Source organism: Actinoplanes sp. NPDC051494 (assembly GCF_044454705.1).
Lineage (GTDB): Bacteria > Actinomycetota > Actinomycetes > Mycobacteriales > Micromonosporaceae > Actinoplanes.
Genome location: NZ_JBITDZ010000009.1, coordinates 129,973 through 142,294, shown reverse-complemented (window position 1 = coordinate 142,294; position 12,322 = coordinate 129,973). Strand labels below are relative to the sequence as shown.

8 protein-coding genes and 1 tRNA gene are annotated in these 12,322 nt (G+C 68.4%); 7 read left to right on the top strand and 2 right to left on the bottom strand.

The window, feature by feature from the left end:
• Nucleotides 1-562: 562 nt before the first annotated feature.
• Nucleotides 563-645 (bottom strand) — tRNA-Leu (locus ACIA6A_RS28220).
• Between the two features lie 168 nt (nucleotides 646-813).
• Here ACIA6A_RS28220 and ACIA6A_RS28215 point away from each other — a divergent pair.
• The 7 genes from ACIA6A_RS28215 (at nucleotide 814) to pknB (ending at nucleotide 9,751) form a co-directional block, all read left to right on the top strand.
• A complete protein-coding gene (locus ACIA6A_RS28215) occupies nucleotides 814-1,602 on the top strand; it encodes an FhaA domain-containing protein (RefSeq protein ID WP_396100907.1) in 789 nt (262 codons plus the stop codon).
• A gap of 5 nt (nucleotides 1,603-1,607) precedes the next feature.
• Nucleotides 1,608-2,093, top strand: a complete 486-nt coding sequence (locus ACIA6A_RS28210; RefSeq protein WP_396100906.1) for an FHA domain-containing protein — start codon at nucleotides 1,608-1,610, stop codon at nucleotides 2,091-2,093.
• Nucleotides 2,090-3,508, top strand: a complete 1,419-nt coding sequence (locus ACIA6A_RS28205) for a protein phosphatase 2C domain-containing protein (RefSeq protein ID WP_396100905.1) — start codon at nucleotides 2,090-2,092, stop codon at nucleotides 3,506-3,508. The genes ACIA6A_RS28210 and ACIA6A_RS28205 overlap by 4 nt, the downstream gene beginning before the upstream one ends.
• Before the next feature lie 82 nt (nucleotides 3,509-3,590).
• On the top strand, nucleotides 3,591-5,033 hold the full coding sequence (locus ACIA6A_RS28200) for an FtsW/RodA/SpoVE family cell cycle protein (RefSeq protein ID WP_396100904.1): 1,443 nt from the start codon (nucleotides 3,591-3,593) through the stop codon (nucleotides 5,031-5,033).
• Complete coding sequence (locus ACIA6A_RS28195; RefSeq protein WP_396100903.1) at nucleotides 5,030-6,532, top strand: peptidoglycan D,D-transpeptidase FtsI family protein; 1,503 nt, start codon at nucleotides 5,030-5,032, stop codon at nucleotides 6,530-6,532. The genes ACIA6A_RS28200 and ACIA6A_RS28195 overlap by 4 nt, the downstream gene beginning before the upstream one ends.
• A gap of 1 nt (nucleotide 6,533) precedes the next feature.
• Nucleotides 6,534-7,940 carry a protein kinase gene (locus ACIA6A_RS28190; protein WP_396100901.1) on the top strand — a complete coding sequence of 469 codons (1,407 nt, stop codon included), beginning with the start codon at nucleotides 6,534-6,536 and terminating at the stop codon, nucleotides 7,938-7,940.
• Complete coding sequence (gene pknB / locus ACIA6A_RS28185) at nucleotides 7,937-9,751, top strand: Stk1 family PASTA domain-containing Ser/Thr kinase (protein WP_396100900.1); 1,815 nt, start codon at nucleotides 7,937-7,939, stop codon at nucleotides 9,749-9,751. Before ACIA6A_RS28190 ends, pknB begins: the two co-directional genes overlap by 4 nt.
• Nucleotides 9,752-10,077: 326 nt before the next feature.
• On the opposite strand, the gene ACIA6A_RS28180 is transcribed toward pknB, so the two are convergent.
• Nucleotides 10,078-12,219 carry a (Fe-S)-binding protein gene (locus ACIA6A_RS28180; RefSeq protein ID WP_396100899.1) on the bottom strand — a complete coding sequence of 714 codons (2,142 nt, stop codon included), beginning with the start codon at nucleotides 12,217-12,219 and terminating at the stop codon, nucleotides 10,078-10,080.
• Between the last annotated feature and the right edge of the window lie 103 nt (nucleotides 12,220-12,322).

Sequence of the window (12,322 nt, the reverse complement as noted above, 5' to 3'; positions counted from 1 at the left end):
CGCGGCGCGGCTTGAGGAGGCCGCAGGGTGGATGCGAGCTGGACGAACGCGGGCCTTCCGAATGCGTGCAGCGCTAGAGGTCAAGCGCGGCGCTGGGCAGGGCGCGGCGCCGGGATGGAACGGAGCGCTGGACCAGGCACCGCGTTGAGGTCGAACGGAGCTTTGGGACCGGACATGGCACCGGAGCAGGACAGAGCGTTGAGGTTGAGTAAGCGCCGGGACGCGGCGCCGAGGGGGGCTCTGGGTCGGGGCGCTGAGGCAGGGGTAGCTCAGAGGTTGAACAGAGCGCTGGGGGCGCGGCGCTGGGGTCGAGTGGATAGCCGGGTTGGACGGAGCGCCGGCCCGCGCGCATAGCTGAAGAACCGGCGAACACGCCCGTAACGGACGAAGCCCAATAATTTTCGGCTACTCCAGAGTGATTTGAGGCACCTACCAACCGCAAGAAACCGGCCGAACCGAGCCCACCGCACCGCGGGGCCTCCGGGGGCTTAGCCCCCGGAGCAAAATAACGAGGGGCCCCCGGTCCGCGCATTACGCGGACAGAGAGCCCCTAGGTAACTCGTGGGGATGGGGGGAGTTGAACCCCCACGTCCTTTCGGACACACGGACCTGAACCGTGCGCGTCTGCCATTCCGCCACATCCCCGTGGCACTGCGTTAGCCGGAACAGACTACGCTGTCCCTCATTACATCGCGACCAGTTGTTTCCCCGCGACGCCAGGAAGACTAGCACGGCGTTGTGGGGCGTTATACGAGGGTCAGGAGCTACCGGTCGCTCGGCGCGGAGATGCGCAAGCGGCGGCCGGATACCATCATGTCCTCGGAACCCGAGGAGGAGCCGGTGAGCGTGCTGCAGCGCTTTGAAAAGCGATTGGAAGGCCTGGTCGAAGGGGCCTTCGCCAAGGTATTCAAGGGTGTCGTGCACCCGGTGGAGATCCTGAATGCCATGCAGCGGGAGGCTGAGGCACACAAGGCTATCCTCGCCGGAGGCCGGACTCTCGTGCCGAACCGCTACGTGATCGATCTTTCGCCCTACGATCACAGCAGGCTGGCGCCGTATGCCGCCGCACTGGCCCAGGAACTGGCCCAGTCGCAGGCGGAGTTCATCGGCGAGCAGGCCTGGACGGTCTACGGCGATGTGATCGTCGAGATCGAGCGTGGGGATGGGCTGGACACGGGCATGTTCCGGGTCACGGCGGAGGTGTACACCGGCGGCGAGGTCGCTCCGGTGCAACAGCCGGCGTATGACGCCCAGCCCGCGTACTCGCCCTATGACCAGCAGGGTGGTGGCGGCGGTTACCAACAGCACGGGCACGGTGGCCGCAATGTGGGCCTGGTGTCCGGTGACGGGCGCACCTACCCGTTGCAGATGGGTTCGACGGTGATCGGCCGAGGGGACCAGGCGAACCTTCGCCTGCCCGACGTCGGTATCTCGCGCCGTCATGCCCGGTTGGACTACGACGGCAGCCAGGTCGTGCTGACGGACCTCGGCTCGACGAACGGCACCATGGTCAACGGTCAGCGGGTGTCTGCCGTGGCGCTCAACCCGGGCGACATGATCCAGCTGGGCACGACCACGTTGACGTTCCGAGTGGACGGCTAGCGACCTTGCCCGAATTCGTCCTCACCGTCGCTCGCTTCGGTTTCCTCATCCTGCTGTGGATCTTCGTGTTCACGGTGGTCGGGGTCATCCGGAAGGATCTCTTCGCCGGCGTCCGGTCCAAGAGCATCGTCGCCACCCCTCGCGGGGTGGGCGGCATGATGCCCGCGGGCCGGCCGGCGAAGGCGCCGAAGCGTGGCAAGGCGGCCCGGCAACTGGTCGTTACCGCCGGCCAGTTGGCCGGCACGAGAATTACTCTTGGTGAGGCTCAGATCACGATAGGGCGTGCCGAGGATTCCACCCTCGTCATCACCGACGATTTCGCGTCGGCGCGGCATGCCCGCATCGTGCCCCGGGACGGCCAGTGGTTCGTCGAGGATCTTGGCTCGACGAACGGAACTTATCTCGATCGCGGTAAGGTCTCCGGACCTACTCCCGTCCCCCTTGGCGTGCCGATCCGGATCGGCCGCACTTCTCTCGAGTTACGGCCATGACCCTGACCCTGCGCTACGCCGCACAGAGTGACCGCGGTCTGATCCGAGACGGCAACCAGGATTCCGTCTACGCCGGACCGCGGCTGCTTGCTGTCGCCGACGGCATGGGCGGCATGGCCGCCGGTGACGTCGCCAGCAACATCGTCATCGCGGCTATGGCTCCGCTCGACGAGGACGTTCCCGGCGATGCGCTGGTGGACGCCCTTCGGCATGCGGTCGGCCAGGCCAATCAAACGCTGCGCGACACCGTCGACGCCAACCCCGCGCTGGAAGGGATGGGCACGACGCTGACCGCCGTGCTCTTCTCCGGCAGCAAGATCGGGATGGTGCACATCGGTGACTCGCGTGCCTACATGGTTCGTCAGGGCGAGTTCGCCCAGATCACCAAGGACGACACGTACGTCCAGATGCTGGTCGACGAGGGCCGGATCAGTCCGGAGGAGGCGAGCAGCCATCCGCAACGCTCGCTGCTCACCCGGGCGCTGGACGGCCGGGACATCGACCCGGAGTATTCCGTCCGGCAGGTGCTCAAGGGCGACCGCTACCTGATCTGCAGCGACGGTTTGTCCGGTGTGGTCAGTGCCGAGACCATCGGCGAGAGCATGCGCGACATCGCCGACCCGCAGGCCTGTGTCGAGCGGCTCGTGCAGCTCGCGCTGCGCGGTGGCGGCCCGGACAACATCACCGTGGTGGTCGCGGACGCGACCGACGCGGACATCGTCGAGCAGGCGCCCATCGTGGGTGGCGCGGCGGCCCGGGACCGGGGCAACTCGACCGTAGCCGACAGCTCCAGCGCCGCCGCACGCGCGGCGGCTCTGCAGGCGCCCCGCCCGGCTCAGCCCGAGGGCCCGCCGTACGACCGGGACGAACCGGACCAGCCCAAGCGGCACCCGGTCCGTACCAGTCTGCTGGTCCTGCTGTTGCTCGGTGTCCTCGGCGGCGGTCTGTGGGTGGGCTGGCGGTACACACAGGACCAGTTCTATGTGGGCGCGACCGAGCAGGGTCAGCTCGCGATCTTCCAGGGCGTGCCCGGGCAGATCGCCGGCCTGGACCTCTCCAGCACCCACGAGATCAGCACGGCCCGCCTCGACGACCTGACCACGGTCGCCCAGGACCGGGTCAAGCAGGGCATCCACGCGGACAGCGAGACCGACGCCCAGCGGCGTCTGCTCGAGCTGACCAGCGAGGACGCGTCCAATCCCAATCTGAAGCCCGTTTGTGAGCCGAGCAGCCCGGCTGCCTCGGTCGCGCCGTCGGTGAACCCTTCCGTCGCGCCGTCGACGGGGAAGGCCTCGGCCGGTGCCAGGGCTTCCTCGGTGCCCGCCAGCGAGCCCACCACCAAGCCGGACGCCCAGCCCTCGGATCCGACCCCGCCGGTCACCAACGACCCGGTCGGGTGCCGGCCCGTCGACTGAGCGCCGCGCCCGACCGAAGTCTGGGGACTCCTTCTTGACCGCGCCCGCCATACCGGCTCCCACACCCGCGTCCACGGGTGAGATGCCGCGCGTCCACGGCAGGAACGGGCGCAACGCGGAGCTGGGGCTGCTCGCCCTCGCCATGGTCATCGTGGCGCTCTACGGCGCCATCGTGGAGACGAACCTGCTGGACAAGATCACCCCGACGTTCTGGGTGCCGGCCGTGTTGCTCAGCATCCTGTTCCTCGGGCTGCACCTGGTCGTCCGGTTCACCGCGGCGCACGCCGATCCGGTGTTGATCCCCGCGGTGGCCCTGATCAACGGCCTCGGGGTGGGTTTCCTGCGCCGGCTCGACATCTCCGACGCCCTGAAGCTCAAGCAGCCGGTGCCCGGGATCTTCTCCGGCATCGGCGGCCGTCAGCTCGCCTGGACCCTGGCTGCGCTGATCCTCGCCGCGATCCTGCTGCTGATCGTGCGTGACCACAAGTCGGTCTCGCGATACGCGTACACGCTGGGCCTGGTCGGTATCGTCCTGGTGATGATCCCGGCGGTCCTGCCCGCGTCGCTGTCCGAGGTCAACGGCGCCAAGCTGTGGATCAAGGTGGGTGGTTTCTCCATCCAGCCGGGCGAGTTCGCCAAGCTGGCGCTGGTCTCGTTCTTCGCGTTCTACCTGGTCCGCAAACGTGAGGTGCTGTCGCTGGCCAGCCGGCGCTTCCTCGGCATCGACTTCCCGCGCGGCCGGGACCTCGGCCCGGTCGTCACGGTGTGGATGCTGTCGCTGCTGGTCCTGGTCTTCGAGAAAGACCTCGGCACCGCGCTGCTCTATTTCGGACTCTTCGTGGTCACGCTGTACGTCGCCACCGAACGGGCCAGCTGGTTGATCATCGGCCTGGTGATGTTCTTCGGCGGCGTGTACGTGGCTTATCTGCTGGGCGCCTCGATCGGCGGCCCGTTCGCGAACTTCTACGACCGGGCGTCGATCTGGCTGGACCCGTTCGCGCCGGAGTACGTCCTGAACGACGGCTACCAGCTGGTCCAGGGTCTGCTCGGCCTCGGCACGGGCGGCATGTTCGGCACCGGGCCGGGTGCCGGATCGCCACGGATGGTGCCCGAGGTGCAGACCGACTTCATCTTCTCCGGCATGGGCGAGGAGATCGGCCTGTTCGGTCTGTCCGCGCTGCTGGTGGCATATCTGCTGATCGTCGAGCGGGGCCTGCGTGCCGCGATCCTGGTACGTGACTCGTTCGGCAAGCTGGTCGCCGGTGGCCTGGCGTTCACCTTGGGTTTGCAGGTCTTCGTCATCCTGGGTGGTATCACTGGGTTGATCCCGTTGACCGGTCAGACCACCCCGTTCCTCTCGGCTGGTGGCTCGTCGCTGATGGCGAACTGGCTGCTCATCGGGATGCTGCTACGGATCTCCGACGCCGCGCGCAAACCGCCGGCCGGCGGTTCCGGGGCACAGCCCGGCACCAAGCAACCGCCCGTTCAACTGCACGGCGCCATGACGGAGGTGATCAAGCCATGAACGCACCGCTCCGCAAGGCCGGCGTGGTCATTTTCGTCCTGTTCGGATTGCTGTTCGCCAACTTGAACTGGATCCAGGCCTACAAGGCGGACGCCTACCGGACCGACGAGCACAACGGCCGGGTCCGGATCGCCGAGTACAGCACCCCCCGCGGGGTCATCGAGGCGGACGGCCAAGCGCTGGCTGAGAGCAAGGCCACCGACGACACCTTCAAGTTCCTCCGCACGTACCCGGAGAAAGAGGCGTACGCGCCGGTCCTGGGGTACAAAGGCGTGCAGATGCCGGCGACCGGCATCGAACGGGCGGAGAACGAATTCCTCTCCGGTGCCAGTGACAAGCTCTTCGCCGACCGGGTGAGCGCCATGTTCACCGGTGACGAGGCCGGCGGTGGCAACATCGTGCTCTCGTTGAAGACGAAGGCGCAGGAGACGGCCTACAAGCAGCTCATCAACAACGAACGCGGGGCGAAGAAGGGCTCGGCCGTCGCGATCGACCCGCGCACGGGCGCGATCCAGGCGATGGCCTCGTTCCCCACCTATGACCCGAACCCGCTGGCCAGCCACGACACCGACGCGGCGTCAGCAGAGTACAGCGAGCTCGACGCGGACAAGGACAAGCCGCTGCTGAACCGCGCGGTATCCGAGACGTACCCGCCGGGTTCGACGTTCAAGGTGATCATCTCGGCGGCGGCGCTGAAGAACGGCTACGACCAGAGCACCGAGATCCCCGCAGGTGAGGAATACATCGCCCCGGGTTCGGGCGCGCCGATCCGCAACGCCGAGGACCAGACGTGCCCCGGGCGCAAGGTCTCCCTGAAGGAGGCACTGACCGACAGCTGCAACACCGGCTACGCCCAGCTCGGCGTGGAGCTCGGTGGCGAGAAGGTCAAGCAGGAAGCCAAGGACTGGGGCTTCGAGCAGGAGGACCTCACGATCGGCAACCTGAAGGGCGATGGCCTGAGCGTCGCCGCCAGCCGTACCGGCGAGATCCTGAACCCGGACGGCAGCATCGACCAGGCCGCGCTGGCCCAGTCGTCGATCGGCCAGAAGGACGTCCGGATGACCACGGTCGAGGGCGCCATGATCGCCGCGACGGTGGCCAACGGCGGCAAGCAGATGAAGCCGTACCTCGTGCAGCAGCAGCTCAGCCCGGACCGCCGGCCGATCTACAATGCGAACCCGGAGGTCCTGCGGACCCCGGTCAACGGCGACGTGGCCAATGATCTCAAGGAGATGATGGTCAGCGTCGTCGAGAACGGCACCGGCAAGTCGGCCAAGATCAGTGGTTACGACGTCGGTGGCAAGACGGGAACGGCGCAGAACGCCGAGGGGGCCGACAACCACGGCTGGTTCATCGGCTTCGCCTTCAACGACAAGGGCGAAGCGGTCTCCGCGGTCTGCGTCATGCTGGAGAACGTGCCCGGTGGCCACGCGAGCGCCGAGGCCGCCCGGATCGCCGGGAAGATCATGAAGGCCGCGGCCGGTGGGGGAGGGGACTGACATGATCAGCCCTGGGGTGACCCTCGGTGGCCGCTATCGTCTGGACGAGCGGATCGCCGGCGGCGGCATGGGTGACGTGTGGCGTGGCACCGACGAGGTGCTCGGTCGCACGGTCGCCGTGAAGATCCTGCTTCCCGCGCTGCTGGACGAGCCCGGCTTCGCTGAGCGCTTCCGCGGCGAGGCCCGGACCATGGCCACCATCAACCACCCCGGTGTGGTCGATGTCTACGACTACGGCAGTGACCAGCAGCTCGCGTTCCTCGTCATGGAGTATGTGGAGGGTGACGCCTTGTCGCGGACCCTCAGCCGGGTCGGGCGGCTGACGCCGGCCCGGACCATGGCGCTGGTCGCGCAGGCCGCGGACGCGTTGCAGGCCGCACACGCGAACGGCATCGTGCATCGCGACGTCAAACCCGGCAACCTGCTCGTACGTCCCAACGGCACGCTCGTGCTCACCGACTTCGGCATCGCCCGCTCGGCCCTCGTGGGTCAGCTCACCGTCGCCGGATCCGTGCTCGGCACCGCCTCCTACATCTCTCCGGAGCAGGCGTCCGGCGCCGTCGCCACGGCCGCCTCCGACGTGTACGCGCTGGGCGTCGTCGCCTACCAGTGCCTCTCCGGTCATCGGCCGTTCGACGGTGCGACACCGATCGAGATCGCGATGAAGCACGTCCGCGAACACCCGCGCCCGCTGCCCGCGGACATCCCGCCGTCGGTGCGGGCGATCGTCGACCGGGCCATGTCGAAGGACCCCGGAGCCCGCTGGGCGACCGCCTCGGCGATGGCCGCGGTGGCTCGCCAGGCCGCGTCGTCGCTGACCACCCAGGTGCACCAGCCGGCCGGTCAGATGTCGCGCCCGCATGCCAATGGCTCGGCCGGGGTCAACCGCCCGCAGTCCGGTGGTCCGGCAGGCGCCAACCGGCCGTACTCAGCTGCCCCCAACTCGGGAACGGCCTACAGCAGTGCTCCCCGCTCGGGCTCACCGTACTCCGGTGCGCCCAGCTCCGGACCGCCCGGGCAGCCGGGATCGGGGGCCGGGCACACCCCGTACCCGCAGATGAACCGGCCGGTCTCCGGACCCCAGGGCGCCCGCGGGGCCGCCTCGGTGCCGCCGTTGCAGCAGCCGTACGGGCACCCGTCCGCCCCACCGATGTCCCACCCGATGTCCCCGGGCAACACCGCGGAGGGCTCGGGCAGCCGACAGGTGCTGATCGTGCTGGCCGTGGTGCTGGCTCTGCTTGTGCTGCTCTGTGCCGGTGTGATCTCGTTCCTCGTCAACGAAGGAAACGGCGGCACAGCCTTGGGCGCGGCTGATCAACCCGTGGCGGCAGCGTCGTACCGTCTTCAGAAGCAGGCTGGCATCCCGCACAGTCTCATCCCCGCGACCGAAGGACGACAGACGCTATGACGGCGCAGGCCCGCCTGCTCGGTGGCAGGTACCAGGTCGGCGAACTGCTGGGCTACGGTGGCATGGCCGAGGTACACAAGGGCCGTGACCTGCGGCTCGGCCGGGATGTGGCGATCAAGATGCTGCGCTCCGACCTGGCCCGGGACGCCACGTTCCAGGAACGGTTCCGCCGGGAGGCACAGAACTCCGCCGCCCTCAACCACCCCGCCATCGTCGCTGTTTACGACACCGGTGAGGAGATCTCCCCGGCCGGTGAGAAGCAGCCGTTCATCGTCATGGAGTTCGTCGCCGGCCAGACCCTCAAAGAGGTGCTGACGGCCGAGCAGCGGCTCCAGACGCGCCGGGCCCTCGAGATCACCGCGGACATCTGCGCGGCGCTCGAGTTCAGCCACCGGCACGGCATCATCCACCGCGACATCAAGCCCGGCAACGTGATGATCACGCCGAACGGGCAGGTCAAGGTCATGGACTTCGGCATCGCCCGGGCCCTGGCCAGCGGTGCGACCACGATGACACAGACGAGTGCGGTGATCGGTACGGCCCAGTACCTCTCGCCGGAGCAGGCCCGCGGCGAGTCCGTCGACGCCCGGTCCGACGTCTACGCGGCCGGTTGTGTGCTGTTCGAGCTGCTCATCGGCCACCCGCCGTTCGTGGGTGACAGCCCGGTCAGCGTGGCCTACCAGCACGTCCGCGAACAGCCCCGGGCTCCCAGCGACATCGTCCGTGAGGTGCCGCCCGAGGTCGACGCGATCGTGCTCAAGGCGCTCGCGAAGAACCCGCTCAACCGGTACCAGAGCGCGCAGGAGATGCGCGCCGATGCCCTGCGCGCGGTCGCGGGCCGGCCGGTCATGGCCCCCGCGGTGATGACCGAGGCCGAGACCATGGCGATGACCGGCGGCCCGATGCAGGGCGGCCAGACCACGATGACCCGGCCGATCCAGTCCGGGTACCCGTCCCAAGGTGGCCCGCTCCAGCCGCAGCGCAAGACGTCCTCGTGGGTGATGGCCACGTTGGCCGCTCTCGGGGTGCTCGCGGTCGTGGCGCTCACGATCGGCCTGGTGCTCGCCAACCAGGACGAGAAGGTCACGCCGGTCGCCGAGGCGGCCGTGCCCAAGGTCACCGGGCTGTCCGAGGCCGACGCCCAGGCGAAGCTGCGGCTGGCCGGTTTCAACAGCGTCATCGTCGGTGACGCGATCGAGACCAAGGACTGCAAGGACACGGTCGAGAAGCAGAGCCCGGAAGAGGCGGTGGCGACGAAGGTCGACCAGGTCGTCACGATCCAGCTCTGCCGGAGCCCCGACGAGGTCTCGGTGCCGACCGGCCTCAAGGGTGGCACCGTCGACGCGGCGGTCTCGGCCCTGGAGGCCCGTGACCTGAAGGCCGACATCAACAAGGTCAGCAGTCCCTCACCGGAGGGTCAGGTGCTCAAGGTCGAGGACGAGGGCAAGTCGGTCGAGCCGGGCACGACCATCACGCTGACGGTCTCGCTGGGCAACCTGATCGAGATCCCCGACGTCAAGGGCTCCACCGAGGCCGAGGCCAAGGCGGTGCTGAAGAACCGCGGCTTCAACAACATCGACGTCGAGGAGTCCGACCAGGAGGGTACGCCCGGCACGGTTGTCGCGCAGACCCCGAGCGCCGGGAGCAACAAGAGCAAGTCGACGCAGATCACGCTGACGGTCATCGCCGAGCCGACCGAGGAACCGTCGGCCCCGCCGAGCGCCGACCCGAGCACCTCCACCCCGCCGGGTGGCGACGGTGGCGGTGACGACGGTGGTGACGGCGGCGGCGTCGGCGACATCATCGGCTGACCGTCCCACCGAACTGACAGCTACGACTGAGCCCGGCCGCTTTTCAGCGGCCGGGCTTTCTCGTCGAACCGCCGTCGGTCTGACCTTCGTCGGCCCGGACACGCCGGCCGGCCTGCACGGGCTGATGACGTTGGCCCGGGGTGGCCGGTTCCGCCGTGACGGCTACGAGCGGCGGCTGGCTCCGCTGCTCCGGAGCTTCTAGCGGCTGCGCCGGCGCATCGGCCGGAGGCGCGCGCTATGGCCCGGGGCGGGCCGGTGGTCGCGCGCGCCAGCCGCCGGAGGCGGGGTTGCCGTCGTCTGCGGTTGCCCCGCCCCGGAACGCGTACCTATGTGGTGGCTTTGTCGCCCTTGATGCTGCGGAGCAGGACCGTCGCGACGTCGACGACCTCGACGTTGTCCTGTTCGCCCTTGCCGGTGACGCCGTCGCCGATCATGGTGTAGCAGAAGGGGCAACCGACCGCGATCGTCTTGGCGCCGGTCGCCAGGGCCTCCTCGGTGCGCTCGACGTTGATGCGCTTGCCGATTTTTTCTTCCATCCACATGCGGGCACCGCCGGCGCCGCAGCAGAAGGAGCGCTCGGAGTTGCGGGGCATCTCCTGGAGGCCGCCCTCGATGGCGCTACCGAGGACCTCACGCGGTGCTTCGAAGACCCGGTTGTGGCGGCCCAGGTAGCAGGGGTCGTGATACGTCACACCGCCGTCGACCGGCTGGACCGGGGTGAGTTTGCCCTCGGCGACCAGGTGGGCGAGCAGCTGGGTGTGGTGCACGACCTCGACCTTCAGGCCGAGCTGCTCGTATTCGTTGCCGAGCGTGTTGAAGCAGTGCGGGCAGGTGGCGACGATGCGCTTGACGTTCGCTTCCTGCAGCGTCTCGACGTTCTGCTGGGCCAGCATCTGGAAGACGAACTCGTTGCCGATCCGCCGGGCCGGGTCGCCGGTGCAGGTCTCGCCCTCGCCGAGGATGGCGAAGTCGACGCCGGCCTCGTGCAGCAGGGTGGCGACCGCGCGGGTGGTCTTCTTGGCGCGGTCCTCGAACGCGCCGGCGCAGCCGACCCAGAACAGATAGTCGAAGTCTTCCTCGCCGACCCGCTTGATCTCGAAGTCGAGACCCTTGGTCCAGTCCTCGCGGGTGTTCTGCGGGGCGCCCCACGGGTTGCCCTTGTTCTCCAGGTTGCGCAGCATGACGCCGGCCTCGGCCGGGAAGTTCGACTCGATCAGCACCTGGTAACGACGCATGTCGACGATGTGGTCGATGTGCTCGATGTCGACCGGGCACTGCTCGACGCACGCGCCGCAGGTGGTGCACGACCAGAGCACGTCCGGGTCGATGATGCCCATCTCCTCGGCACCGCCGATCAACGGCCGGTTGCCCTCGGCCAGCGCCAGCACGTCCATGTGGGCGAGCTGGGCCTCGGTGGCCTTCTCCTCACCCGTCAGGTCCTTGCCGCCGCCGCCCAGGAGATAAGGCGCCTTCGCGTACGCGTTGTCGCGCAGGCTGGTGATCAGCAGTTTGGGCGACAGGGGCTTCGCGGTGTTCCAGGCCGGACACTGCGACTGGCAGCGGCCGCACTCGGTGCACGTGGAGAAGTCCAGCAAACCCTTCCAGGTGAACTGCTCGACCTGGGCGACACCGAACTGGTCCTTCTCCGGGTCGGCCTCCTCGAAGTCGAGCGGCTTGCCCTGGCTCATCATCGGGCGCAGCGCACCCAGGCCGGAGCCGGCCGGCTTCTCCGGGGCGCGCTTGAAGAAGATGTTGAAGAACGCCAGGAAACGGTGCCAGGCCACGCCCATCGTCACGTTCAGCGCGATGGTGATCAGCCAGCCCATGGAGATGAAGATCTTGACCAGGGCGACCCAGGTCGGGCCGTTCGCGGCGGCGGGCAGCAGCGCGCCGACGCCGTGGCTGACCGGGGTGGCCCACGAGGGGTACTCGAACGTGTCGTTGGCGACCTTGAAGCCCCGGATCAGGAAGCCGCAGAGCAGCACGCCGACGATGATCGCCTCGACGAAGTACGCCTGCCACATGGTGGATCCGGTGAACCGGCTCAGCTTCGCCCGCTTCGCGCGTTGCCGCACGTAGATCAGGTAGAGGATGCCGATCAGGCCCAGCACGCCGATGAGCTCGGTGCCGGCGCCGTAGATGATCCAGTGGCCGATGATCGGGAGCCCGCCGTCGGGGTCGACGACCTCGAAGTAGGCCTCCACCACCAGCAGGAACAGGATCATGAAGGAGACCATCACGAACCAGTGCGCGGCGCCGATGGCACCCCACTTGAGCATCCGGGTGTGGCCCAGCGTCTCGACCAGCATGGTCTTCGTCCGGGTGCCCTTGTCCTCGAAACGGGACGGATCAGGCTGGCCCTGACGGATCACGCTCGTCATCGTCATGACGGCGCGCACCGCGAGTACGACGGCCACCACGGTGACGGCGCCGGCCAGGACGGTGGCGATGATCTGCGCGACGCCCATCTGCGTTGTGCCTCCTCGGTCGGATGCCGACCTATGTTACCCGTGGGTACGTCATTCGCGCGCCGCAGTCACGAAAGCGCACCCCGCGGGCCGGGATGCGGCC

What these genes read in the sequence shown, in the direction of transcription:
- ACIA6A_RS28195 (WP_396100903.1), top strand. Translation starts at nt 5,030, where the DNA reads ATGAACGCACCGCTCCGCAAGGCCGGCGTGGTCATTTTCGTCCTGTTC.
- pknB (WP_396100900.1), top strand. Translation starts at nt 7,937, where the DNA reads ATGACGGCGCAGGCCCGCCTGCTCGGTGGCAGGTACCAGGTCGGCGAA.
- ACIA6A_RS28200 (WP_396100904.1), top strand. Translation starts at nt 3,591, where the DNA reads ATGCCGCGCGTCCACGGCAGGAACGGGCGCAACGCGGAGCTGGGGCTG.
- ACIA6A_RS28190 (WP_396100901.1), top strand. Translation starts at nt 6,534, where the DNA reads ATGATCAGCCCTGGGGTGACCCTCGGTGGCCGCTATCGTCTGGACGAG.
- ACIA6A_RS28205 (WP_396100905.1), top strand. Translation starts at nt 2,090, where the DNA reads ATGACCCTGACCCTGCGCTACGCCGCACAGAGTGACCGCGGTCTGATC.
- ACIA6A_RS28180 (WP_396100899.1), bottom strand. Translation starts at nt 12,219, where the DNA reads ATGGGCGTCGCGCAGATCATCGCCACCGTCCTGGCCGGCGCCGTCACC.
- ACIA6A_RS28215 (WP_396100907.1), top strand. Translation starts at nt 814, where the DNA reads ATGTCCTCGGAACCCGAGGAGGAGCCGGTGAGCGTGCTGCAGCGCTTT.